General features: G+C 49.3%; 26 protein-coding genes. 7 read left to right on the top strand and 19 right to left on the bottom strand.

The annotated features are described in order from the left end of the window. Positions 1-8: 8 nt before the first annotated feature. From SH580_RS14845 to SH580_RS14835, 3 genes are all read left to right on the top strand, one after another. The gene (locus tag SH580_RS14845) at positions 9-884 is read left to right on the top strand and encodes a glycosyltransferase family 2 protein (protein WP_319831624.1); all 876 of its coding nucleotides are present in this window, start codon (positions 9-11) and stop codon (positions 882-884) included. A gap of 88 nt (positions 885-972) precedes the next feature. Continuing rightward, positions 973-2,073 (top strand): DegT/DnrJ/EryC1/StrS family aminotransferase, encoded by a 1,101-nt coding sequence (locus SH580_RS14840; RefSeq protein WP_319831623.1) that lies wholly within the window; start codon positions 973-975, stop codon positions 2,071-2,073. A gap of 55 nt (positions 2,074-2,128) precedes the next feature. Beyond that, on the top strand, positions 2,129-2,905 hold the full coding sequence (locus SH580_RS14835; protein ID WP_319831622.1) for a methyltransferase domain-containing protein: 777 nt from the start codon (positions 2,129-2,131) through the stop codon (positions 2,903-2,905). 8 nt (positions 2,906-2,913) lie between these two features. Here SH580_RS14835 and SH580_RS14830 read toward each other — a convergent pair whose 3' ends face one another. The 9 genes from SH580_RS14830 to SH580_RS14790 all read right to left on the bottom strand — a co-directional run bounded on the left by SH580_RS14830 (position 2,914) and on the right by SH580_RS14790 (position 10,308). Continuing rightward, positions 2,914-3,900, bottom strand: coding sequence for a Gfo/Idh/MocA family protein (locus SH580_RS14830; protein WP_319831621.1), 987 nt, complete (start codon positions 3,898-3,900; stop codon positions 2,914-2,916). A gap of 5 nt (positions 3,901-3,905) precedes the next feature. Continuing rightward, complete coding sequence (locus tag SH580_RS14825; RefSeq protein WP_319831620.1) at positions 3,906-4,718, bottom strand: NAD(P)-dependent oxidoreductase; 813 nt, start codon at positions 4,716-4,718, stop codon at positions 3,906-3,908. An 18-nt stretch (positions 4,719-4,736) separates the two neighbouring features. Further along, the gene (locus tag SH580_RS14820) at positions 4,737-5,405 is read right to left on the bottom strand and encodes an acylneuraminate cytidylyltransferase family protein (protein ID WP_319831619.1); all 669 of its coding nucleotides are present in this window, start codon (positions 5,403-5,405) and stop codon (positions 4,737-4,739) included. Between the two features lie 5 nt (positions 5,406-5,410). After that, a complete protein-coding gene (locus SH580_RS14815) occupies positions 5,411-6,220 on the bottom strand; it encodes an inositol monophosphatase family protein (protein WP_319831618.1) in 810 nt (269 codons plus the stop codon). Positions 6,221-6,226: 6 nt separating this feature from the next. Further along, positions 6,227-6,841, bottom strand: a complete 615-nt coding sequence (locus SH580_RS14810; protein ID WP_319831617.1) for an SIS domain-containing protein — start codon at positions 6,839-6,841, stop codon at positions 6,227-6,229. Positions 6,842-6,915: 74 nt separating this feature from the next. Next, positions 6,916-7,392 carry a NanQ anomerase/TabA/YiaL family protein gene (locus SH580_RS14805; protein WP_319831616.1) on the bottom strand — a complete coding sequence of 159 codons (477 nt, stop codon included), beginning with the start codon at positions 7,390-7,392 and terminating at the stop codon, positions 6,916-6,918. A gap of 7 nt (positions 7,393-7,399) precedes the next feature. Further along, positions 7,400-8,218 carry a motility associated factor glycosyltransferase family protein gene (locus SH580_RS14800; RefSeq protein ID WP_319831615.1) on the bottom strand — a complete coding sequence of 273 codons (819 nt, stop codon included), beginning with the start codon at positions 8,216-8,218 and terminating at the stop codon, positions 7,400-7,402. 16 nt (positions 8,219-8,234) lie between these two features. Continuing rightward, positions 8,235-8,927, bottom strand: a complete 693-nt coding sequence (locus SH580_RS14795; protein ID WP_319831614.1) for a cytidylyltransferase domain-containing protein — start codon at positions 8,925-8,927, stop codon at positions 8,235-8,237. A 31-nt stretch (positions 8,928-8,958) separates the two neighbouring features. After that, positions 8,959-10,308: a polysaccharide biosynthesis protein gene (locus SH580_RS14790; RefSeq protein WP_319831613.1), complete on the bottom strand. Its 1,350-nt coding sequence runs from the start codon at positions 10,306-10,308 to the stop codon at positions 8,959-8,961. A 290-nt stretch (positions 10,309-10,598) separates the two neighbouring features. Between SH580_RS14790 and SH580_RS14785 the strand changes: the two genes are divergently transcribed. Both SH580_RS14785 and SH580_RS14780 read left to right on the top strand, forming a co-directional pair. Beyond that, complete coding sequence (locus tag SH580_RS14785) at positions 10,599-11,435, top strand: 6-hydroxymethylpterin diphosphokinase MptE-like protein (protein ID WP_319831612.1); 837 nt, start codon at positions 10,599-10,601, stop codon at positions 11,433-11,435. Then, a complete protein-coding gene (locus SH580_RS14780; protein WP_319831611.1) occupies positions 11,432-12,511 on the top strand; it encodes a glycosyltransferase family 2 protein in 1,080 nt (359 codons plus the stop codon). The genes SH580_RS14785 and SH580_RS14780 overlap by 4 nt, the downstream gene beginning before the upstream one ends. On the opposite strand, the gene SH580_RS14775 is transcribed toward SH580_RS14780, so the two are convergent. From SH580_RS14775 to SH580_RS14745, 7 genes are all read right to left on the bottom strand, one after another. Then, positions 12,490-13,584 carry a glycosyltransferase gene (locus SH580_RS14775; protein ID WP_319831610.1) on the bottom strand — a complete coding sequence of 365 codons (1,095 nt, stop codon included), beginning with the start codon at positions 13,582-13,584 and terminating at the stop codon, positions 12,490-12,492. The two genes, SH580_RS14780 and SH580_RS14775, sit on opposite strands and share 22 nt — an antisense overlap. Next, on the bottom strand, positions 13,585-13,839 hold the full coding sequence (locus SH580_RS14770) for a glycosyltransferase (protein WP_319831609.1): 255 nt from the start codon (positions 13,837-13,839) through the stop codon (positions 13,585-13,587). Further along, a complete protein-coding gene (locus SH580_RS14765; protein WP_319831608.1) occupies positions 13,818-14,807 on the bottom strand; it encodes a glycosyltransferase in 990 nt (329 codons plus the stop codon). The genes SH580_RS14770 and SH580_RS14765 overlap by 22 nt, the downstream gene beginning before the upstream one ends. Continuing rightward, positions 14,804-16,441, bottom strand: a complete 1,638-nt coding sequence (locus SH580_RS14760) for an ArnT family glycosyltransferase (protein WP_319831607.1) — start codon at positions 16,439-16,441, stop codon at positions 14,804-14,806. The genes SH580_RS14765 and SH580_RS14760 overlap by 4 nt, the downstream gene beginning before the upstream one ends. Next, a complete protein-coding gene (locus SH580_RS14755; protein WP_319831606.1) occupies positions 16,420-18,234 on the bottom strand; it encodes a sulfatase in 1,815 nt (604 codons plus the stop codon). Before SH580_RS14755 ends, SH580_RS14760 begins: the two co-directional genes overlap by 22 nt. 359 nt (positions 18,235-18,593) lie before the next feature. Next, a complete protein-coding gene (locus tag SH580_RS14750) occupies positions 18,594-19,046 on the bottom strand; it encodes a tRNA (cytidine(34)-2'-O)-methyltransferase (RefSeq protein ID WP_308983803.1) in 453 nt (150 codons plus the stop codon). A gap of 3 nt (positions 19,047-19,049) precedes the next feature. Next, positions 19,050-19,454 carry a diacylglycerol kinase gene (locus tag SH580_RS14745; RefSeq protein WP_308947995.1) on the bottom strand — a complete coding sequence of 135 codons (405 nt, stop codon included), beginning with the start codon at positions 19,452-19,454 and terminating at the stop codon, positions 19,050-19,052. A gap of 247 nt (positions 19,455-19,701) precedes the next feature. Between SH580_RS14745 and argS the strand changes: the two genes are divergently transcribed. Further along, positions 19,702-21,480, top strand: a complete 1,779-nt coding sequence (gene argS, locus SH580_RS14740; protein ID WP_319831605.1) for an arginine--tRNA ligase — start codon at positions 19,702-19,704, stop codon at positions 21,478-21,480. Positions 21,481-21,491: 11 nt separating this feature from the next. Here argS and SH580_RS14735 read toward each other — a convergent pair whose 3' ends face one another. Further along, entirely contained in the window at positions 21,492-22,325 is an 834-nt protein-coding gene (locus tag SH580_RS14735; protein ID WP_319831604.1) for a PP2C family protein-serine/threonine phosphatase, read from the bottom strand. A 4-nt stretch (positions 22,326-22,329) separates the two neighbouring features. Next, positions 22,330-22,776, bottom strand: a complete 447-nt coding sequence (locus SH580_RS14730) for a protein kinase family protein (RefSeq protein ID WP_319831603.1) — start codon at positions 22,774-22,776, stop codon at positions 22,330-22,332. A 208-nt stretch (positions 22,777-22,984) separates the two neighbouring features. Here SH580_RS14730 and SH580_RS14725 point away from each other — a divergent pair, with 208 nt between their 5' ends. Further along, positions 22,985-24,010 carry a glutamine synthetase beta-grasp domain-containing protein gene (locus SH580_RS14725; protein WP_319831602.1) on the top strand — a complete coding sequence of 342 codons (1,026 nt, stop codon included), beginning with the start codon at positions 22,985-22,987 and terminating at the stop codon, positions 24,008-24,010. 114 nt (positions 24,011-24,124) lie between these two features. On the opposite strand, the gene SH580_RS14720 is transcribed toward SH580_RS14725, so the two are convergent. After that, positions 24,125-24,892 (bottom strand): class I SAM-dependent methyltransferase, encoded by a 768-nt coding sequence (locus SH580_RS14720; protein ID WP_319831601.1) that lies wholly within the window; start codon positions 24,890-24,892, stop codon positions 24,125-24,127. Between the last annotated feature and the right edge of the window lie 17 nt (positions 24,893-24,909).

Here is a 24,909-nt window from a genome sequence, read left to right as displayed (position 1 = left end):
GAACATCTATGCCCACCAAGCCTGCACTTTCCATCGTCATCCCCCTCTGCAACGAGGAGGCTACCCTGACGCCACTGTTCGAGCAAATCACCAGCACAGTGGAAACCAACTCGCTGGGCGATTTTGAGGTAATCTTTGTAGACGATGGCAGCACCGACAAATCTTGGGAGCAAATAGAGCAGCTAAAGCTCGCATATCCTGAACAAATTATCGCTCTGCGCTTCAGACGTAACCATGGCAAAGCAGCGGCCCTCTCTGTCGGCATAGACAAAGCTCAAGGTGATATCATCATCACCATGGATGCTGACCTACAAGACGAGCCGGCGGAAATTCCCCATTTCCTCGAAAAACTCGAAGAAGGCTACGACTGCGTCTCCGGCTGGAAGCAGCTACGCCAGGACCCACTCGGAAAAACCCTACCATCCCGCTTTTTCAACGCCGCCACTCGTGCCACTTCCGGCGTCAAAATCCACGACTTCAACTGCGGTTTCAAGGCCTACCGCGCCGAAGCCATCCACAGCATCGAACTCTACGGCGAGCTCCACCGTTACATCCCCGTGCTGCTCGCAGCCGAAGGCTTCACCACCACCGAGATCCCCGTCGAGCACCACCGTCGCACCCATGGCGTCTCCAAATACGGCTGGAAACGCCTATTCAAAGGAGCCCTTGACTTAATCACCGTGGTCGTGCTCACCCGTTATCTAAAGCGCCCAGGGCACTTCTTTGGCGGATTTGGCATGCTCAGCGGCATACTCGGCTTCCTCATTCTGGCGAGCTTAACAGTCGAAAAAATCATCTTTGGACATGGCATTGGGCATCGCCCCCTACTCCAATTCGGCATCTTACTCGTGATCCTCGGTGTACAACTCATTCTACTGGCCTGATCGGTGAACTGATTAATTTTAACAGTAAATCTCAAAGCCTAAAAACTCCCAAAATCACCGAGACACTTTAAACGCATTTTCGAACATCATGCAATTCATCGACATCAAAGCCATCCACGCACACAGTGCGGCTCAAATAGACGCTGCCGTCGCTCAAGTATTTGAACACGGCCGCTATATCAACGGACCGGAAGTTTACGAACTCGAAGCCACTCTGGGTAAGTTCCTCGGCGACTCCAAACCTCTTCACTGCATTGCCGTGGCTAGCGGCACAATGGCACTTGAAGTCGCCCTGCGCGCACTCAGCATCGGCCCGGGCGACGAGGTGATCACCACTCCATTCACCTGGATCAGCACCGCCGAAACCATCGCACTGGTCGGCGCCACGCCAGTCTTCGCCGACATCGAACCCGACACTTACAACATCGACCCCAAAGAAGTCGAAAAAGTCATCACGCCCAAGACCAAGGCCATCATCCCTGTCGACCTCTTTGGCCAACTGCCCGACTACACCGCCCTCGAAACCATCGCCGAGAAGCACGGCTTAAAAATCATCGAAGACGCCGCACAAAGTTTCGGCGCCGAGCAAAACGCCCGCAAAGCCGGCACCTTTGGCCATGTGGCGACCACCAGTTTCTTTCCCGCCAAGCCCCTCGGTGGCTATGGCGACGGCGGAGCCGTCTTCACCGCAGACGATCAACTCGCCGAAGACCTGCGCGCCGTCACCAACCACGGCTGCAAAGAGCGCGAGTCGCACTATATCCTCGGCACCAACGGCCGCTGCGACAGCCTACAAGCCGCCATCATTCAGGCGAAATTCGCCAACTTCCGCGATGCAGAGATCGCCCTGCGCCAAAAGGTCGGCGCCCGTTACTCCGAGGCACTCAAGGATTATGTGACCGTGCCCAAAATTCACCCCGGCAACACGCACATTTACGCGCAATACACAATTCGCCCAAAGAATCGTGACAGCCTAGGCGAAGCCCTCAAAGCTGCCGACATCCCCAGCGCTGTATATTACCGCAAGCCACTGCACCAGCAGGAAGTGTTCAGCCATCTCCCCTGCGCTAAAAAGAGCTTCCCGCACACCGAGCAAGCCGCCCAAGAAGTGATTAGCCTACCGTTTCATCCCTACTTGAGCGAAGCCGATCAAGCTAGGATCATTGCCACAGTGGTCAAAGCAGTATAATCAACACTCCCTGGTACACGCAGGATCTAATTGGCAGCAGATTAAAATATATAACATGAACACAGTCCAATTCCAACGTAAGGTCCTAAGAGCATTATCTCAATGTGCATTCCTATCGGAAAAACTAATTGGCATACCCAAGTCACGCTACTATTGTCCGACCTGTTCACAAAATGTATTTAGCTGGCAACCTCTCGTTCGTGACATTGGTGATGGCCACTCCAAACTCGAAAAAAGTCCGAGAATCTGCCCCCACTGTAAGTCATTAGAAAGAACACGTCTATTCAGCCTATACTTAGCGAAATATAGAATCCTGGAGACTCAATTAGATATTTTACACTTTGCCCCCGAAAAGGGTCTCGAATCTATATTTCGCGCCGCAAACATTAAAGGTTATCTCACAACAGATCTGTTCATGCCAAATGTTGATAAGGTAGAAGATATAACAAAGATGTCGTTCCCTGATAATGCATTTGATCTGATCTATTGTAGTAATGTTTTGGAGCATATCGAAGACGACAAAGCAGCGATGTCCGAACTATACAGAATTCTCCGCCCTGGAGGACAAGCCATCATACAGGTGCCGATCATAGGAGAAACCACTTACGAAGATCCTAATATACGTAGCGAAACGGAGCGCTATAAACACTTCGGCCAAGGCGATCATGTTCGAGTTTACGGGACAGATATTGAAGAACGCTTAACTTCGGCCGGATTTGATGTGTCACCTTTTGACATTCTCGACGAACTCGACCTAACAGAGTTCGAAAAAGACAGAATGAATATAAAAAGACACGAGTTGATCCATCGTTGCCTCAAACAAAGCAGATAACAAAGAAGTTATCGATTTTCATAAATACGATCCATCGCTCGCATCAAGCGCAATGCATCGTCGGAATTTCCTAACAATATCGGTGTATCCTTAGAAATGGCCTCAAAGAAATGCGTTACCTCTTCTCGCCAAGAGAGGTCTGTGTGATAGATAATATGCTCCTCACGCTCAAACTGTCCCCCTTGAGGGTTTTCAGTGTTATATTTAATCGCTAAATCTTCGTTTCCGTAAACTCCAGAAGAAGTCTTCAAGCCATTCAAGATCAAGGCGCCTCCCTCAAGAAAAATCTCAAGCGAAAAGAGATAGCGCCATTGCGTCATAGTCGAATGCAGCGAAGCACACACACCCGTTTTAGAATTCTTTAATATTGAAAATACATTATCTTCTAAACCTTCCGTCTTCCAAAAGAGGCTCGAAACGAGCGAATGAATCACATCAAACTCTCCGCCGAAATGCAGAAACAGGTCCAGCATATGAATGCCTTGGTCTAGCATAATGCCGCCACCTGCAAGATTTGGATCCGCACGCCAACCATCAAAGTAGGCTGCATCCACCTCTTTACCATAGCGCCCCCGCATCCATAATAATTTACCCATCGAACCACTGTCGACGATCTGCTTCATTTTTTGAATACTCCCATGGTGACGGTGATTAAAACCATACACTAATTTACATCCACTGTCTACTTCGACTCGACGCACCGACTCGACTTCAGCCGCCGTAAACGCGGGCGGTTTCTCCGAAAAGACATGTTTGCCTGCCTGCAGCGCAGCCTTAGTTAAAGGAACGATACGATAATTCGGAGTACAAATAAAAATCGCATCAATATTTGGATCTTTTAGAAGTGCTTCTTCACTCGCCACAATCGGATATACACACTCCGTCAAGTCGCGAGTATCATAAACGGCAAGCACCTCACCTAACTGCGTCTGCTCAATCGCTTCCGCACGTATTTGGCCCATTTTTCCGAACCCGATAATACCACACTTTATCATAATAATTAGTCCTCAAATCGATTGACGAAAGCTCGAAAATCCACGGCGAGCCCGGAGAGAAAATCCTCACAATTACTAGAGACATGTGGGCTCATCAAAAATCTATGCGGATGAAATGCTTTCAATTTCCCCGCATAGGGTTCTTCCCAAAACACATCAAACGCCGCACGTAAACGTCCAGTTTCGATCTCTTGATAAAGAGCCTCCTCATCAACCACGGGACCACGAGCGGTATTCACTAATGCTGCGCCATCCTGCATCCACGATAGTTTTTCCGCATCAATGAATCCCTTCGTCGCAGGCAATAAAGGGATATGTAAGCTCAACACATCTGCCTGCCGAACGAGATCGTGCAATTCATTCATTTGATTATACAAAACATCAAAAGTCAGCACTTCGACCGAAGGTGCCAATTTGCGGACCACATGCGAACCAATGTTACCCTGGCCAATGATCAACACCTTCTTATCGCCAAGAAAGCCACGCGATTGCTTCACCCAAGCATCCACCTCCCCGATATCGCTAAAAAGCATACGAAAAATAAGATACACCGCGAAGTTTGCAGTCTCTTCAAAGATGTAGCGCTTCGTATGCTCAGATGGCATACAAATTTCGATACCCCGCGCTTCCGCCGCAGCAAAGGGAACATTATCCGTCCCCACTCCACACTTAAAAATTCCTTTAAGCTTAGGCATTTTGCTCACATCAATCGGTTGGCTACCGATCACTGCAATCTCTGCTTCAGCCGCCCCCACGGTATGCAATAATTCCGGAACTAAGCGATCAATGGTTGCCGTATTTTTCCAATATTTCATCATTCAAAATTTAATTACAACTCAGCAATCAGGTACCAAGGGCAGCACCGCTGCAGCAAACTCCAAATCGGCCTCCGTCTTGATGACATGAGCCGCCAAGCGACTAATAGGAAAGAAGCCAACGCCACCAGAATAAGTCGCACACTGCCCCGCTTTAAATGCCTTCAAATATGCGTCTCGACGCCAAGCAGTTATGCTCCAACTCACCCGTTGCACTGGATCCAAGTCCTGTGAATTTGTTTTTTCATCAAAAGTAAAATTCACAGGCTTCCCCTGATAAGCACACTCAATTTGTACCTCCTCACTACTCATCAGACAATCCAACTCAGGCGAATTCTCCATCTGAGCTACAAAGCGTTTGACATCCTCCACCGTCAGCAAGGGTGCAATACTGTGCACTTGAAAGAGTACTTCGCACCGATGCTGTTCGAGAAACTCTGCAACAAACTCCTCACTCGTCGCTCGATCATTGGCGAGCTCTGCAGGCCGATGATGAAAAAATACCCCCTCTGCCTCAGCAATGTCGGCAAAATCCAGATGTTCAGAATTGAGCCATATTTCATCAAAACAGCTCGCTGCTTGGCATTTACGGATCGCTCTCACCACGAGAGGTATGCCTCCCAGTTCACGCAAATTCTTTTTCGCTAATCGTTGACTGCCCATTCGGGCGGGAATCATTGCTATATTCATATCAATTAAAGTGAAAAAGGTATTTTCAAATTACTAGCCATCACTGTCAGCTGCCACGAATCTTTAATATTTGAGATAGAAAAGCCCCCCCCTGCAGCCTTCACCAAGGCGAGACCAGCAGCCACATCCCATAGCCAAATATCTTCTTCAAAGTAAGCGTCCAGGATGCCCGATGCGACATAGGCATGCGATAATGCCGCAGAGCCAATCATTCGTATTTTTTTGAACTCCTGAACCTGCTGCACAAAGCTCACCAGAGAGGAATGACTAAAATCCCGTGCACTCGGAAAGCCCGTGGCGAGAGCGGCATGTTGCAACTCATCCGTATCAGAAACAAAGATCGACACTCCATTACAAGTCGCCCCTAGTCCCACAATACCCGAATACATCGCTTCGGAAGTAAAGTCATACACGACTCCCAACAATGGCTGGTTCGCAGCCCATAGGGCAATCGACACGCAACATGCAGGAAAACCCCTGGTAAAATTATAGGTACCATCCAAGGGATCGATAATCCAAATAGGCTCGGATGCACTCATGATTTGCTGAGGCCGCCGCAGAGACTCGCCTGGGATGCTCTCAGATGACAAACCACTCTCCTCGGATAAAATGCGATACCCACTCGCTCTTAAATGATCCAAAATATACTGTTCCGCCGCCTGATCCGCCTCGGTTTTGATATCCTTTCCCACGGTCGATTGAACTCCCGCATCGGATGCGTACGCACCACGCAAGAGAGCGCCTGCTTTCCGAGCGGCCTGCTCTGCCAGTAGCAAAAGCTCGCGGCTTACCTCATTTGATAGCTCAACACTCATTTTAAATTATAGTTTACACTGACGCATATTCTGAAAACCACGACAATTCCACTCCGCAACTCCCATAAATTTGTCCAACCAGACATGTAACAGCAGCTGATGTGCACACTCGACAATACCGTATGTCTTAGCGGGAATATATAAATTAATATCGCCCAAGCGTCTTGAGGCATTGTCAGGCCGAAGCCCGGAGAATGTGACCACCCCCATACCTTTAGCACGCGCGGTTTCAATCGTTCTTATAATATTGGGCGAATCACCCGAACTACTAATCGTAACCAACAAATCGCCACTACTCGCATACCAACTCAAGGGCGCGCAGAAAGTCTCCTCATAACCAAGATCATTTCCCATCGCTGTCAGCAGAGCCGAATTGGCAAAGGCATGGGAGGGGACTCCACCGTTCTTGGTCCAATCTAATGCCATATGCTCTGCAAAAGCCGCACTGGCACCGTTACCGACTAAATACTGCTTGAAACCACCCTCACGAATTTTGGCAGAAACCTCACAAAGGCGATCAAAACCGACATCCTGTTCCATCAAATCACCACCACGATTAGTAATTTCTAAATTCTTAAGCGCTGCATCGTGCGTACTGAGGTAGTGTTTATAGTAAGTCATGAAATGTATGCAGTCCGCATCGATGTTAACGTCTCAATCATTAAACACATTCAACCGCGCAAACCAGCCTGCTTTCAATCTAAAAGCATACGATTAATTTTTACAACAGCCTTGAAGACAGAAGGCGCCACACCATCACTCAGCTGCGGTCGATGCCCATCTTCAGGAAAGAAAATCGCAAAATAACCAGCACTAAGATGCACACGTGTGCTGAGACGACGCGTCGGGGTCTTATAATACTGAAAATCAGTTGCTTCCTGATATGATCCGTCTGGCAGCAGCTCAGACTTCAGCATCCAATCTACATACTCTCCGCCTTGAATTATATATTGCACGTCAATCATGTCCCGATGCCCCTCGAAGCGGCAATCCGACTCTATCAAGGTGTCATAGGTATGCACATTGATGAACATATCTTTCCCTCGAAGCTCTTGAATGCCCAAGGGACTTCCTGCATCCAATTGCCGTAGGGCATTCAAAGCTTCTTCCCAAATCGGATGCCCCAGTAAAGGTAGATAGGTGGATGGGGTATCTAATTTCCCGTAAAGCATGTAAGTTTTAGCTAAGCTCAAAGAGTGAATTAAAATTTACCTGTTCAAAGGTTTTAAGTTTCGTGCCAGGCGAGGCATTCAATATCCGACGACCGTCTGCAAAAAATGCTGCACGTGATAACTCATAGGCTCGCTCCATCCCCTGAATATCAATATGCACTTGTTGCCCCGAGTCATAATAACCAGGAGTAAAATGCGCGTGGAGCTGATCGCTCTTTACATATGTACCTTCAACTGGGATCGAACTAGGATCAATTCCATAATCATGATCAAGGCCAAGTATCACAACCTCCTCAAAACCTAGATAATATAAAATTTGCAAACACACAAAGATGACCGTCCCACCGAGAAATACATGCTCTTGCGGCTGAAAAGAAAACTTCCATGGTTTTTCAACATCTAACGCAGCGTATTCGCTATCCGATACCGTATTCAACCAAACCGTAGGCGCGTCAGATTTCAACTGTTGTTGTAAAAAATAAGGAATAAAACGGCGACACTTCAAAGACTGAATCTCTTCGACATGACTCTTCCAAAAAAAATTGGATACGGAAACAAAATAATCAAGCTCAAGCCCATCAATGAGAGCCGCGCCATTGACCCCCATAACCTTATGCCCCTGCAAGAGAGACAAATCGACTTTATTCAAACTAGGCCCACAACCGAGCAAGAAGATACGCTCCCCTCGACAACTATTTTTAGCACCAACAAACCATTCATCGGGATCTAAACATTGAGTTCGGAGAGCACAGGAAACCGCATCTTTTAAAATTGATCCAGATTCTGCTGCGAGCGAATGCTTAGACAGATAATGCAAATTGTGCACGAATTGAAGAGTTCGATCAATCAATCGCATGCTTACCGTCCCTTTCCAACAAACGCTGCGCCTCGTGAAAATCTTCCATGGTGTCCACATCGAAAGCATATTGATGAGGCACACGATACATGAGTGGTTGACGCCCAATACGACAACCCGTACGCATCACAGCATCACGGGTAATTGCATACAAACCAGTAGTCTCCTCAAGGACCACCGCATCCTGTGACCGAGGCAATCCATCTGGACGCCCAGGATCATAGTTCATCGCTTTCCCCTGAAACCAATACCACCCAGTTTGTTCAGTCACCAAAAACATCGAGTCATACTGATCTAAGGCACTCAAAAATGCCTCAACTGACTCTCGAATAATCTCACCGGTCAGAGTAATTGCTGTCACATATAATTGTATGACCACATCATACTCAGGATGCAGAGTCATAAATTGACTGATCAAATGATTTCCATTCGCAGCATCACTGGCAAACCACTCACTTCGTTGATGGAACTGAAAGCGAGAAGGATATCTATCTTTAAAAAAATCATAAGCTGAGACATTCTCACTATCAATAAAGACATCCCAATCGTCCGGGCAATTGTCATTCAATTCATCTAGCAACCAACAAGCAAATGGCTTCCCAGCGAGAGATCGAAAATTCTTATTAGGAACTCGCGTGCTAGATCGTGCTTTGATCGGAACTTGTACTGCTATTTTCATACTATTTATTTGTAGTTCTTATTGTAAAAAATCATTCAATCGAATGCGCACCGTATCCGAGAATTCCTCTAGCATTATAGTAAGGTCGAAAGTTTAAAAGTAGGATCAGGGGTATCGTCGAAAAAAGTATCGGTGCATAGATACCAAAGATGTCTCCAAAGCACAGCATTAAAACTGCACTCAGAATCGCAGAGATTGCCATTTCCCAATAACAAACAATTTGATTCCCGGTAGCACTCACAGCACAAAGCAAAACATCTAACCTGACAACAATAGACAAGCCTCCAAAGATCAACCATGCGGATATTGGTATGAATTCAATCTGAGCATCAATCAAACCAAGTATATCAGGAAGTGCAACTGCACAAGACAACACACCTGCAAGCGTAAGTGAAAGCGCATAAACGATACGTTGACGGACAAGTAAGCGGAAAGCGGACAAGTCTCTAGTAGACACCATACGAGCCATCAGCGGCTGCACAGAACTGAATGGAGCCTGCGCAATTTGAGTAATCGTCTGCATCATACGAAGTGCAAAAAGAAATGAGGCCACTTCCAGCTTACTGCCAATACTGGTATAGATCAGAGCCGTTAACTGTACACTTCCCATCAAGCCAAACTGTCCGACAAACCCCTTCCAAATCGGCTGCCATGCCCAATATAATACTTCACGGTCAAATTTTAAACTTCGAAAATGAATGACACGTCCCGCTTCAACGAGATGCAGCAAACGCCAATTCATATAAACTCCACATAACAGAATACATTGCATCGCTAGAACAAGTAGCAAAAGCCCCCCTCCCACGGACAAGCATAAGGCTCCTGAAACACAAGAAGCCAAACCAAAGAAAACGCCCCAGCGATTAACTAAAGCCACATAATTCATGCCAATTAGCGCGATCTGGAAGTGCTGGAACATAAAGGATAGCAATGATGTTCCCTGCATCAAAGCAAAGGCACACCAGATGACTCCTTTATCACCATACCCCTCCAAGATATTACTCAGTCCATACCAAGCCATTCCCAAAGCAGCGAGTACATTGAACCAACCAAGAAGCAAATTCAAGAAACCAAGGGTACCATAAGCACGCTCAAAGACAGACCAATTAGGGCGTTGATCGCCAAGATCTGAAGTCCCGGTGAGAACTGGAGACAAATCTTGAGCTCCCCCCATCGCGAACGAAAACATCCTTGAAAAGGTTAAGCCGAAACGCTGCGCAAGAATCGTCCCAAAAAAGTTCAACGAGGCAAAGAGGTACCACGCAGCAATCTCGGTTTCATTAAAACGATTTAAGAGAAAGGGCGTCACCACAATCAGTCGTAACGACTGAACCGCATAATTTCCCCAAGTGGTAAAAGTAGGCGAATGCCATAAACACATACACCATCTCTTTACTAGAGAAAGCAAGCTACACAACAGATGCATACCTATACCGATGAGTTAAGCAGGTAACACGAATTGATTTACATATTATGCCAATAAAACACATAAAAAATTGGACCATTGAATACTGATACTGCAACACACTCACGAAAAGCGACTCATCCCAGTCATCACTATCCTTGATGACTCAAGTCTGCGGCAAGCTCAAAAAACTATGCCGCCCTAGCCCAACAACTAACGCCGAATCTCAGCTAGACAACTTAACAGCTCACAATATACTACGCCCCATGAATTTCGCGCCCACCCAAATACTACAAAGAAAAACTCAGTACCTACGCAAAATATCTGGGCTTGTCGCAGTCAACACCTTACCTCTAAGCCGAAATTTACAACGACTCAAATTGCTCGACAACCATCACCAAGGCCAAAAAGCCGTCATCATCGGAATGGGGCCCAGCTTACAGACAGCTGACCTTGAACGATTAAGGAACTTCACAACCTTCGCGTGCAATAAGATCTATCTCTGTTTCCCGGAAACAAACTGGCGCCCCGATTATTACTCTGTGAATGACGTCCACGTCGCCCGCAACAATCAGGAGGAAATTCTAAACGCTGATTTTGGCAAGAACTGCCAAACACTACACTCTTGCATTGTCGCGAATGAACTCGGTTCACACCAAAACCCGATTGTTTACCACTATTTCCGGAATTTCAAACATCTGCAGGCGCAACCCAAGCCCGGATTTACAAAATCATTACAAATGGGCATTCGCTCCGGCGGCTGCTCGATCTGCATCGATCAAATACAACTCGCCTATCTGATGGGCTTCACTGAAGTGTATTTGATCGGCATAGATTTCAGTTTTGACGTCAAACCGCAAACCATCACCGAGGAATCTGAATCGGGTAAAGTCCTCAAAGCAGCCGGCGAACAAAATCACTTCCACAAGAATTACCGCAAGCCAGGAGAAAAATGGACGGTTCCAAAACTCGAAGAACAAAGGCAGGCATTTGCCCAATGCCGAAGTATCTTTGAAGCCTCAGGGCGCAAGCTACTCAATGCCTCAAGACACTCCCAACTCGATGCTTTGGAGCAAGTTGACTTCGATCAAATATTTAAATGAGTTCATTCGAGACAGCGCGCAGTATAAGTATTATAATAAACAATTATAACTATGCGAAATATCTAACTGCGTGCATACAAAGTGCGCTCGACCAGAGCCACCCAGCATACGAGATCATCGTTGTCGATGATGGTTCAAGCGACGAATCGCTCGAGATCATCCAGCAATTCGCACCTCAGGTGCGCTTAATTTCACAAAAAAATCAAGGCCAAGCTGCCGCCATGAACCACGGCTTTGCGGCCAGCCACGGCGAGCTCATCGTATTCTTAGATGCGGATGACTGCTTACGGCGAGACGCCGTCGAACACATTACTCAGAATTGGCAATCTGGCACCGCCAAATTACAATATCCACTACAAGTCATTAATAAAATAGGCCAGGCCCTAGGACAAATACCAGCCGATGCGGCTCAACTCCCCACAGGTGACCTACTACCCACATTACTTGACAAGGGCACCTACAACTGGATGCCGACCTCTGGAAACGCCTTCGCACGCGAGACGTTAGAGAAAATAATGCCCATCCCTGCAGAACAATTCCGCATATCAGCCGACCTCTATTTATCCATCCGCTCCGTTCGCTATGGTGCCGTTCAATCCGCAGCAAAAGCCCTGGGACAATACCGTCTGCATGGAATGAATGCCTTTGCCAGCAATCACATGCTAGCACCTGATGAAAAAACATATGCTTCAAGAATAGTCAGCCATATCAATCGGCATTTACTGCTAAAAGAGGAAGCCGCAAAGTCGAACTATGCTTTACCCACCGATGCAAGATGCTATTATACAACATTTTATGCGTGGATCGACATCACACTTTCTCTACGATTATTCGGTGAAGAATCCATAATACCTTACCGTAAAGAAGAGATCGCCACAGGTGTTCGCGAGCGAACTAAACGACAATTCTCAAAGCCTCATCAAAAGTGGAAATCTCTAGTAATACGATTCGTATTCTGCTACTTGCTTCATTGTCCACATATTTTGCTCAAGCCAAGCCTCGCGGTAGGGAGGAGGCTTGAACCGATGCTGTTTGCCCAGATACAAAAACGATATCAAGCTAGAAGCATAGCATAATGCTCAGCAACCTTTTGAATATTAAATTCAGCCGATCGACCGCGCAGTCGATCGGCATCCATTGGTTCGCGAACGGCGAGTAGAATAGCATCAGCCAATTTCGCTGCGTCTGCACACGGCACCAAGCGCCCATAGCTCCCATGGTCCAGAAGCTCCGCAGGGCCAGAGGGGCAATCTGTCGAAACAATTTGCAGCCCCACAGACATAGCTTCCAGCAGCACAAAGGGAAAGCCCTCCCAGTCGGACGACATGACATAGCAGTCCGCCCATTTGAACCATGCAAGGGGCTGATCCTTGAAACCTGGAAGCGAAACTCGGTCAATGAGATTCAACTGCTGGATCAAGCCCTCTAATTCTGGACGATCTTCCCCTTCGCCCAATATTATAAGTCGTAAATTCTCCGACAAATTAGACATGGCTCGAACTAACAACTGAAAATTCTTCTGCCGCGTCAAACGTCCCGCAGCAATTAATACTGGCTCTACAGATTGCTGAAAGTATGGATGCTCAGGTCGCTCCAAAGCCTGCTTAGTCAGTGACAGATCGACTGGGTTATAAATCACCTCGATGCTTGCAGGGTTTAAATGCAATTCATCCACCAAGTAGTCTTGGATCTGATTGGAGACGACAACCACCTGATCCGCCCGTCGCAGTACCCAGCCAAGAACCAACTTCCTGAACGGATTCAGCAAAGAGCGCGTATGTGCATATTTCGCCCCCATATGATTCTGCACAGTCGTAATAATGCGTGTATGTAGCCGCCCAAAAAACTGCGCAAGCACCCCCACCGTATTGGCCGTATTCAGCACGCACAATAAGTTATCAGAACGCTGCTCTCTAAGGAGTCGAATCAGACGCCAAACTTGAACCCACGGCAAGCGACTATCCAAAGAATGCACGCAAACATCTGAATGCAACGAATCCAACAACACACCCGTTCGACGAAATAGAATCAAGCGCACATTACAGCCCTCACTTGCCCAGAAATTAGCAAGGAGTAACACTGCTCGCTCCGACCCGCCACCATCCATAGTGGGAATCATGAGCGTCATCACTTTCTTCGATGTCTTCATTTACTGCTTAAGATAGCTTTGATACAATTCCTCCGTCTGACGTGCGACGGCATCGGGTGAGTAATACGCCTCCACTCGGGTTCGGGCATTGTTTGCCATACGTGCATGATTCTCGGAATTAACAAATACATCAAGAATCGCAGCAGCAAGCGCGTCGACATCGCCAGCCGAAATAAGGCACCCCGTCTCCTTATCAATGACCATATCCGGTATTCCACCGATACGCGAAGCAATCACAGGTGTACCGACGGCCATGGCTTCGACCACAACCAAACCTTGAGCTTCTGCCAGGTGCCGACTGGCTTACTGGGCACCACCAAGACATCAGCCGCAGCCATCCAGGAAGCGATTTCCTTGCCCGGGCGCCAACCAACAAAGTGCACAGCCTGCTCAACTTTCAAATCCAGCGCAATCGTCTTCATCTCGGTCGCTAACACACCATCTCCCACGAATATGCACTGTGCATCAGCAAGCTGCTTTTTCATTTGAGCAAAGGCCTGCAGCAGGTCTAAGACTCCTTTTTCCTCAATAAAACGTCCCACGAATAGAACTTTAGGCCCCATACCATATTTTTCTTGAATGGTATGAACTATAGTCGAATCGACCTGCCCCACATTCGCCACCGCTGGAATAAAATGTATCTTACTCTCAGCTCCACCAAGCTCAAGCACTGCCTGCTTCGTCGCTAAGCTATTGACTGTGATTGCATTCGCCGATCTTAAAACAAAACGCTTCATTCGCCCCATCCAACCATCCGGCGACAAGCCGAAAACATCATTACCATGACTGGTTGTAATATGCGGAATCCGCAGAAATTTCCCCAACCAGACGGCATTCAGGCCCTGCGGTAACAATGAGTGCGAGTGCAGTATCGCAGGCCTAAACCGCAGGCAGCACCAGAGCAATGCAAGTGTTTGCGATAAAAAGAAACAAGGCAGCATGTATTTAAGCACTGCACGTCGCTGTAACTGAATTAATATGCCACCATCATAGCAAAGCTGCTCAAACTTAAAGGGCCAAAAGTAAGGAAAACGAATCACTCGCATCCCTTCTATCTCCTCGCGAAACTTCGCACCCGCACTATGCGGCGCTATCACCGTAATGTCCCAGCCTTGCTCTGCCAATAATTTACATTGGTTGAACACAAAAGGCGGCGTCCTGTCTCCATTCCAACGTGGAAAAACCGATGTATGCACCAATACTCTACGAACGCCTGCAGTCATTTTTCAGCTGATAATGGGTCAGATTGAAAAGAATAAATAAAGCATAAGGGCACCCCCTCGCGCTCGACCACATGCAGCAACTTCGCTTCAGGATAGCTATCATGGAGATTGAAACGCGTCACAGAAACAAAAAAGTCAGCTCCCTCGCGCGGTTGCCACATCTCGAAGCGAGTAGGGTCCAATGCCTCTTGCAGCATCCAACGTGAATAACGTTGATGCACCCGATAGACACGATCACGATCAGGGTCTATCTCGACGATATACTGATTCAACCATTCGCCCGCCTCTTTATGAGAGAGGCCCCAGTAATCAGTCTCATTCTGATTGTACGCAGCTGGCAAGCCACCGGAGATCACGTTGAAATAAACATACTGGTATGGATGCAAGGCCCACATATGCAACACAACTATAGCGACCGCGCACAGCCCCACAAATTGTAATATAGAGACCAGCAAACGAAACTGCTTACCTTCGCACCAGCGTAATGAATCCTCAAAGGTGACTGCAGCCAGCGCCACCAGAAGTGGCATAATAAATAAAATATGACGCATTCCATCATATAGCACCGGATCTTTCCAGATGATATACACAAGTGGAAATAAGCCGGCGCACACGATGATCCAACGCGGAAAAAACAATGTGGCCTCCTCCCCTCCCTGACGCAGTACGCGTATAAAAGTAAAAAGAGTCAGCAGCCAACCGCCTGCAATTAAGATAAGCAGGTGAGCTGGAGTCGTGACCACGATCCAAAAAGGCAGGTAGTATATCGGTAAATCCTGGGCCTTCCAAAAGAAACCATCCATCAAGACCAAGCCCTCCCAACTAAAATTTTGCACCTGTTCAACCGAAGCCCCGGCCGCGCCAAAAGGATTGCTGTGTAGTGCGGGCCAGGATACATACAGAATTGTGAAACCGATCGCCCCGGCCAGCGCGCCACGCAAGCCCCAATACAACATACGTCGTGGCAATTCGCTCCAGCTTAGGCGCTTCAAAAAACATTCGGACAATAAATGCAACCCCACAAAACCACCGAAATACACTAGGATCAAAAAGCCTGCAATGCGGGTAGACATCGAAAGGCCCGCAGCGACTCCCACCCATACAACCCATTTCCACTGCGGCTTGGGTAGCCGTGAAAAGAGCGCCACCAGTGCCCAAACTCCAAAGGCATAAGTGCCCGCCAGTGGTATGTCCTTCGGATTAAAAAACATGTGCCCATAGTAACGCGGTAGCGTCGCCAAAAAGAGCAGCGCCCAAAAGCCTGCTCGTTCGCCGCCGATCCATGCCGTTAAGCGCCAAACAGAAAAGAGCCCCAACAGCCCAAAACAGAGACTCCAAACATGCCCCTTCTGACTGCGAGTCCCCAAGTCAGGCATCAGCTCGTGCACAATCGCCAAGGGCACATCGAATAAACCAGGATAGCTACTGGACGGTGCTTTCGGAGAATCTCCGGCCAGCAACTCTTGGTAATAATTCAATTTCGAATCCGCATCTCTAAAACGGAAATTCTCGTCCCACGAGAGGCCATAGTCCCCCACCGTGAAGACCGCGACCAGCAAAAGCAATGCCCACAAGACCAGAGAGCATCGACGCCAAATCGATTGACTTAGGGCTATTGTGGCTGTTTCGGACATGTGATCAGATTAGAATATTGAGGTGCAAAAAATTGTAATACTCGGGCAGGATTACGATAATAATTCGTTTGCTGATAGGCCCAATCTTGTAAAACAGCTAAAAGTCTCTGCGCACAATCCGATTCGGCATCTGCTAAAGTCTCATAGACTTTGCCAGATTCTCCTTCTAAATTGTAAAAACGAGCCTGCTTCGTCTCCCAATTATACAATAATTTATGATGCTCGGTCACGAGGGCAAGTTGCTTCAGTGCCGGTGATTGGCAAACTAAGGGCAACCAGCTACGTGGCTCTTGCAACAGACTCGTCCCCTGAAAACCTGCGTAGCGGGGCAAGTCCAATAAGTCCAACACAGTCGGGGCAATATCAGCATGCTGCGATAACGCTCCCGTATTTGACTTCACCACATGATCGACTCCTGCAATAATCAATGGCGTCCGAACGACCTCGTCATATAAGTCTCTTGCATGCCCGGTCACCCCATGCTCTCCGAAGGCTTGCCCGGTATCGCCAGTGATAATCAGCAAGGTGTCATCCCACTTCCCGGCCGCCTGAAGGCCTGCAACTAAACGCCCGATTTGTTCATCTAAATAGTGCAAACTGTCCTGATAGCGTAAACGCATAGCGGGTATTAGTTCGGGTGGGAGGTTTAGAAAATTTAAGTCTGTGACATCCATTTCCTCACCGAAGGGACGTGGCAGACCGTCTGGAAAATAATACGGGTAATGGCTCCCCTGTAGGTTCAAATAGGCAAAAAAAGGCGCATCCTCTTCACTCATCCAATGTAACGCGCTCTCCACCGTGTCGGCATCGAAGCCCTTGCCGGCATTCAACGAAAGCTTTCTTCCCAGAGCTGCACTCCCATAAGAGCGGTCATCCGCGTGGTAGAGCACATCTATATGCTCGGACTCCAGGTAGCGGAGCATCCCTCCCCAATTCTCATTCTGTGAGGAAAAAATGGCCGTTCGATATCCGATCATGTGTAATAAATCATAAATGCGCGGCCGCGGATGCGAAACCGATGCAGGATATAAATGAATGCGTTCTCCCCAAAATGGATAGATGCCCGAAATCGCAGTAATATCGGCATAACTGGAATGACTGGAACTGCTATAATGATTCCGAAAGAGCCACCCCGTCTGCATCAGCGCCTCCACATGCGGCATAATACCTTTCAACTCCCCAGGTCGCCCGATCACGTCCGAGCGCAGTGACTCCACTAGGATAAGAATCACATTCTTTTGGGGCCCTGGAGGGCTAGAATCCACCCAACTGCTTGCGTTTGCATATGCAGTCAGCTCCGATCGCTCAGACCAATTCAGTTCCAGCTCTGAATCTACCTGCTGAAAATTATCAGATTTTCGCATCCACGGAAGCGTCAAAGAAATAAAGGGTCCGGACTGATCCAGTAACAGGCCTTCTAAATAATCACCAATGGTCGCACTACGCGCACTGAGATCGTCACCAGAAAGTCGCAGGCGTCCTACCTCCGAATTCTTAATGTCTAACACAACATTGGGCGGATACTGAAGATGCCCCCAGAGCACGCACAAGAGCCCCACTCCCGCCAACAACACACGCCCGCGAAAACGGATCCGACGCAAGAGGCAGGGCATACCCCAACAAAAAGCGAGCCAGAATAGCAGTAAGGCAAGCAAAGCAAAGCCCGTGCCCCAAGGTGAGAAGTGCAGCGCTTGCTGCATTAAATGCCAAGGCGAACGCGCATAAAATAAAGCACTGTCGCTACTGGGAAAGCGCCCAGCATACACGTAGTGGGCACCGGCAAAGGCCACCACAAAAAAGAAGAGTAAGCATATAGCTCGAAAACTCCAACGACACAGAACTCGCCACCACACTGTCAATGGACCACCGGCTCCATCGGCCGCCCATGCGAATATTGCTAATAATAAAAGCCATACACTGGCATAAGAGCTCCAACACCCACATTTGCTGCCAAAACATGCCCCCAAGATTTGAATCACTGATAGGCGGCAAGTGGAAGCCATACAACATCAAGAGGTAAACGAAACCATAACCGAAGACCAAGACAGCAAACCACATGAGCAAGTCGATCAATCGCTCAATCAACTGACTCCCGTCAGGTTTTTCATGCGCTTTCATAGTGTCGCTGCAAAAGCTCATCAATCACTCACCACTAACGTAACTGCCGCAAGGCTTCATAAGTCACGATCCCAACTGATGTCGAGAGGTTTAGCGAACGCATTTCTGTATTCTTGTGCGGGATCGTTAGCCGCTGGCCCGCCATCTTCGCATGCAACCAATCAGGCGCGCCGTGCCCCTCATTGCCGAAAACCAGCCCATCGCCGTCGGCGAATTCCACATCCCAATACGCGTGGTCTGCTTTCGTCGTCAAAAGCCAAAGGCGTTTGGGCGCCTCGGGGCTGGCTTCGAACGCCTCCCAGTTCTCATGATGATGGACATCCAGCGACTTCCAATAGTCCATCCCACTACGCTTCAGGTGCTTATCCGTAATGGTGAAGCCGAGCGGATGGATCAAATGCAGCCGACTTTCTGTGATCGCACAGAGGCGACCGATGTTTCCGGTGTTTTGTGGGATCTCTGGATTAAACAGGACGATATGCAGCATTACTTAACTGAAATACCGATCCCAGTTCAAAGCAATGACTGATGCCCAACAAATGAAACAATTCAGCAGACTGAGCAAAACGGCCGCGCTGCCCATGTCTTTGGCCCGCTTGGCCAGTGGACGATTGCGCAAGGAGATGTCGTCCACCACGGCTTCGACTGCGGAATTCAGCAACTCGACAATCAGAACCAGAAGCACGCTGGCGACTAAGATCAGTTGCTGCATTAGCGGCACCTGCAGCAGAAAAGAGGCTGGAATCAGCACCACGGCGAGAAAGACCTCTTGGCGAAAGGCTGCCTCATGCTTCATCGAGGAAGCCAGGCCCTGCAAAGAATAAGAAAACGCCTTGAAAACCCGGGTAAAGCCAGAGTTTTTATGGATATTAGGATCGATTGGTTCGCTGTCCATAGTCGGTAAAAACACGGCACGATGTGTCGTTTCTGCAAAAAGTCGATCCAGTCTTTGTGACGATTCGGCGGCAAATCTAACAATCTCACAACGGCTCTCGCCGCCGCGCGACTAAGCTAAGCCACGTATTGTAGAACGCAGGCAATCGCCGGTGTCGCGGCATGCTCGATCCGATTCCCACTAAGTTTAAAAGCAATCAACAAGGATAGGCTTGCCCCAGCCTTGCGGGCGGCTTTTCTGTGACGCCATGTCTGTCTGGTTCAATCCATCTCACGCTATCGATCAAATCCTGCGCCAAGTCGCGTCTGAAACCGAAGGTTTCAATGCCGACTTCGAACCGGGCGTGCGCCCTGCCGACCCGAAGTTTGGCGACTATCAGGCCAATGGGGTGCTCGGCTTTGCCAAGCGCAACAAAGCCAACCCACGCGAACTGGGACAAAAACTGATCGAAGCCGCTCAGGCCTCGGGTCAATTTGATCCGGAACTGGTCGAACTCTCACTGGCGGGCCCTGGCTTTATCAATTTCAAACTCAGCCCCAAGTTCATCTGGGACTGGCAACTGGCCTTTTCCACCAAGGCCGACTACCAGAGCGGCGCCAAGGAGCTGAAAAACGGGCGCAAGGTCATCATCGACTACCCAAGCGCCAACACAGCCAAGCAGGCCCACATCGGCCACCTGCGCCCGATGGTGATTGGCCAGGCCATCAGCCGCCTGCTGGATTTCTGCGGGGCGGATCTAGTTCGCGACAACCACATCGGCGACTGGGGCACTAATTTTGGCACACTGATCATGAAGATCAAACGTGACGGCATCGACCTCAGTAATCTGGGCGACAACGCGCTGGTCACGCTGGACCAACTCTACAAAGACGGCTCTGCGCTGGAAACCGAGCAACCCGAACTGCGCGACGTCTCCCGCAATGAGCTGGTGCTACTGCAAAACGGCGACGCCGAGAACACCGCGATCTGGGAGCAGATTGTGGAGATCTCCAAAGTCGCTTTTGACAAGCTGTTCGCTCAAATGGGGGTGGAAGTGGATATCACTCTCGGAGAATCCTTCTACCGCGACAAAGTGAACCGCATCTACGACGAATTAACCGAGATCGGCCTCGCAGAGGAAAGCGACGGTGCCCTGGTGGTCTGGCACGATGAGGTCAAAAAATTCGCCCGCAACAACGAGCGCCCCTACCCCTTCAACATCCGCAAAAGCGATGGCGCCTCCAACTACGCCTCCACCGACCTCGCCACCGTGCTCTACCGGGTGGAAGAATTTAAGGCCGAGGAAATCATCTACCTAACCGACGCACGTCAACAAGACCACTTCCAACAACTCTTCCTGACCACCGAAAAGTGGTTCAAGGCCAAGGGCTATCCGCTGCCGGAAATGAGCCACGTATTCTGGGGCACTATTCTGGGCTCCGACAAAAAGCCCTTCAAAACCAAGTCCGGCGAGTCCATCAAACTACAAGAACTTTTGGACGAAGCACGCAGCCGCGCCTACGACGTAGTCAGCGAGAAGAATCCCGACCTGCCCGAAGACGAGCGCCGCGCGATTGCGGAATCTGTCGGAGTGGGCGCGATGAAATACGCCGACCTCTCCAGCAACCGCACCCAAGACTACGTCTTTAGTTGGGACCGCCTGCTCAGCTTTGAGGGCAACACTGCGCCCTACCTACTCTACGCAGTGGCACGCATCAACAGCATCTTCCGCAAGGTCGGCGTCGATCCAGAAGCCACAATCGAAGGTGCCAGCCCACTGGAAACCGAAGCCGAAATGGGCCTTGCCCGCAAGCTGATGGGCTTTGTCACCGCGCTGGAATTGACCATCAACGACCTGCGCCCGCACTTCCTCTGCACCTATTTGTATGAGCTGACCAGCGCCTACAGCACCTTCTACAACGCCGACAAGGTCATGGTCGACGATGCTGCCGTCAAGGCCCGCCGCCTGATTCTGTGCGCACGCACCCGCACCGTACTCAAGACTGGCCTGGAACTGCTCGGCATTCAGCCGCTGGAACGGATGTAAGCCTCCGCGCACTACGACATCTCAAAAACAAGTGCAGTGGTATTATCCCTGCCATCAGTTTGCACAGCCTCAGCGACCAAACGTTGAGCGACGTCTTCTGCTGCATTTTTGGGTGGATTACGAATCAAGCGCTTCATACCACTATCCCAAAGCCCCTCCACCAGTCCATCTGAACAGATCAAAAAGGCGTCCCCCGGTTCATAACCAACCGCCCCAAACTGCGGGCTGAGGTTCTGATTCTTACCGCCGAGCACCTGCTGCAGTGCGTTGCGTCCAGGGTGGTTACGCGCCTGGATCTCCCGCAACTTACCTTCACGCTGCAACCAACCAACATGGGTGTGATCGTGGCTGACCTGCCGAATACCACCGGATGCGGGAAGGTGATAAATGCGACTGTCCCCCACATGGGCAAAGTAAACCCAACCAGGGCGCACCCAACAAAGACTTAAGGTCGCGCCCATCCCACGCAGCTCTTCATAACAAAAGCCCATGTGGGTCAATTCACGGTGAATTTGATCAAACAATTCACCCAGCAAATCTTGAAAGCCGACCGCAATCCCCCCTGCAGCCGCTCGAAAAGTTTGCGGTAATAAATTCGTAATTTTATCAACCGCAATCTTACTGGCAAATTCGCCCGCATTCGCACCGCCCATACCATCGCTAACGGCAAATATATAATCATTTTCAAGTAATCCAGCATCGCCGTATTTACCTAAACGACGCACCCCCTCACCATTCAATGCCAATGCCAAGAAGGCATCTTCGTTGTTTTTACGAAAACGTCCGACATCAGTCAGTCCAGACCAGCGAATCGCATCCGCTTCTTTATGCTCAGCTTCACTCATTCGGCTAATCCTCCTGGCCTGCATTCCATTGGCTGCGATCCGCAACCGACTCCATCTTGGGCGACGGCGGATAGCCGGGAACCAAGATCGTAGCAAACTCGAAATCAATCACACAAAAACGCCCAAGTTGCGCACTATAAGTGATATTACGCACCTCCGCATCGTCATGTCGCACGCCGTATTGCTCCAATTCATGAAAGATCTGCGCCTTCTTTTTATCGCTCACATGATCCACCCGCGAACCACAATTAGAGGTGACCAGATAAAGCGTCGCATCATTTTTTTCGACGATTCGTGGCACAAAGCTGCAACCGTGCTTTTCCAAAAACTCCAACACGCGCACCTCATTCTCATAGCGCTCACGAGCTTGGGGACCTTTAAAAGTTTTATGCACACGTCCATCATACCCAATATGGACCACGGCTCTGGCTGTATTTTTCGCTTCTTCCATTTTTTTTGATAAATTGAGGGTTTCTCTTGTGCAATGGCAAGATTTCAACAGAAATCTAGCAAGGTTCTATTTCCAGAACGTAAAAAAATAAACTAAAATAAATACTGGCACGAAGTTTGCTAAAATATAATTTCCTCGGGTGACTGCTTTCAGCCACCCGCTGAAACTCAACAGTCAATCAACAACCTGACAAAATACAGAAATAGCTATGGCTAAAATCAAACTCGAATACCTCTGGCTGGATGGTTATACACCAGTCCCTAATCTCCGCGGCAAGACCTGCATCAAAGAAGGCGACGTAGAAACATGGTCCCTTGAAGACTGCCCACTCTGGGGCTTTGATGGCAGTTCCACGCAACAAGCCGAAGGTAGCAGCTCTGACTGCATCCTCAAGCCAGTTGGGCTTTATCCCGACAGCACTCGTAAGAACGCATTTCTCGTAATGTGTGAAGTCATGCTTCCTGATGGCACACCACACCCAACGAATCACCGCGCAACTATCGCGGAAGATCCAGGTCTCTGGGTCGGCCTTGAGCAAGAATACTTCCTCATGCAAGACGGCAAGCCTCTCGGCTGGCCTTCAGAAGGCTACCCCGGCCCACAAGGTCCTTACTACTGCGGCGCTGGATTTGCCCAAGTAGGTGACATCGCCCGTGCGATCGTCGAAGAGCACCTCGACCTTTGCCTCGACGCAGGCATCAACCACGAAGGTATCAACGCTGAAGTGGCCAAGGGCCAGTGGGAATACCAGATCTTCGGCAAGGGCGCGCACAAAGCCTGTGACCAGATTTGGGTTGCTCGCTACATCCTTGAACGCCTCTGCGAAAAATATGGCGTGGACGTCGAGTACCACTGCAAACCTTTCAAGGGCGACTGGAACGGCTCCGGCATGCACTGTAACTTCTCCACCGAATACATGCGTGAGACTGGCGGTAAGGAATACTTCCTCAAGCTCATGGACAAATTCGAAGAGTATAAGGACGAGCACATCGCTGCTTACGGTCCCGACAATCACATGCGCCTCACCGGCCTCCACGAAACACAGTCGATCGACAAGTTCTCTTGGGGCGTGGCTGACCGCGGTGCTTCGATTCGCGTGCCACACGGCTTCGTCAAAGACGACGCTTATAAGGGCTACCTCGAAGACCGTCGTCCAAACTCACAAGGCGACCCTTATCAAATCGTCTCCCGCGTCTCCAAGACAGTCGCAGAAGTCGAAGCTGAATACAAATAAGGCGAACAAGCCCTCGGGCTCGGTTTCGAGGCGACAAACTTCATCAACGCCACTCCAAAAGGAGTGGCGTTTTTTTTTGCGCGTAAGCACGGATGCGCGACATACAAAGAAAGTCTAACAGACTCCCGAATAGATCGCAATCGGATAGGCGTAGCGTATCGCCTCGCCATCGCGCCGCGCGTTAACGCCCATACGATCCTCGCGTAAGTCCCGCTCAAACAAGGCTCGGATTCGATCCGCATCTCCCGGATTTGGAAACGAAGCTGCCAATTGCGCCTCCAAATCTACCTCCACGACATATTGAGCGAATTTCACCTGCTTCAAACCAGCATTTCGAATCATCCGTTCGAAGGCTTCGCAAGACAATGCCGCCACATGTGAAGGATCCCGCAAGCGCTCCATCGCATTAAAAGCGGCAAGCTTAGAACTTGGCAAAACAGGATCCGCCACCACAACGCGTCCACCCGGACGACACACTCGGCACATCTCACTCAAGACCGCAGCAGGATCCATAAAATGATGAAAAGTATAACGCGACACCACAACAGAGAATGAAGCATCTGCATAAGGCAGATCCTCAGCGGCCCCCACCTGCCAATACAAGTTTTTAAGCCCCTGCGACGCCTGTCGCTTGCGCGCGGCCTCAATCATTCGATCGGTCAAATCAATCCCGTAAACTTCGGCTGCAACTTGAGCGAATTCGCACGCAACCATTCCCGGCCCACAAGCCACGTCCAACACACGATCCTCAGCACCGCAAGCACTCATCTCAATCAAGCTTTGGATCGAATTAGTGTGCCCCTTTAATTGAGCGAAAGGTACCGCCTGCTTAGTAAACTGATCTCGAATTTGTTGTGCATGTCGTTCTTTTGAAATTTTCATACGCTCAATATAGCAAA

It is taken from the genome of Coraliomargarita algicola, assembly GCF_033878955.1.
Taxonomy (GTDB): Bacteria; Verrucomicrobiota; Verrucomicrobiia; order Opitutales; family Coraliomargaritaceae; genus Thalassobacterium; species Thalassobacterium algicola.
Note: the sequence above shows the minus strand (reverse complement) of the source record. Positions and strands in the feature narration are given on the sequence as shown.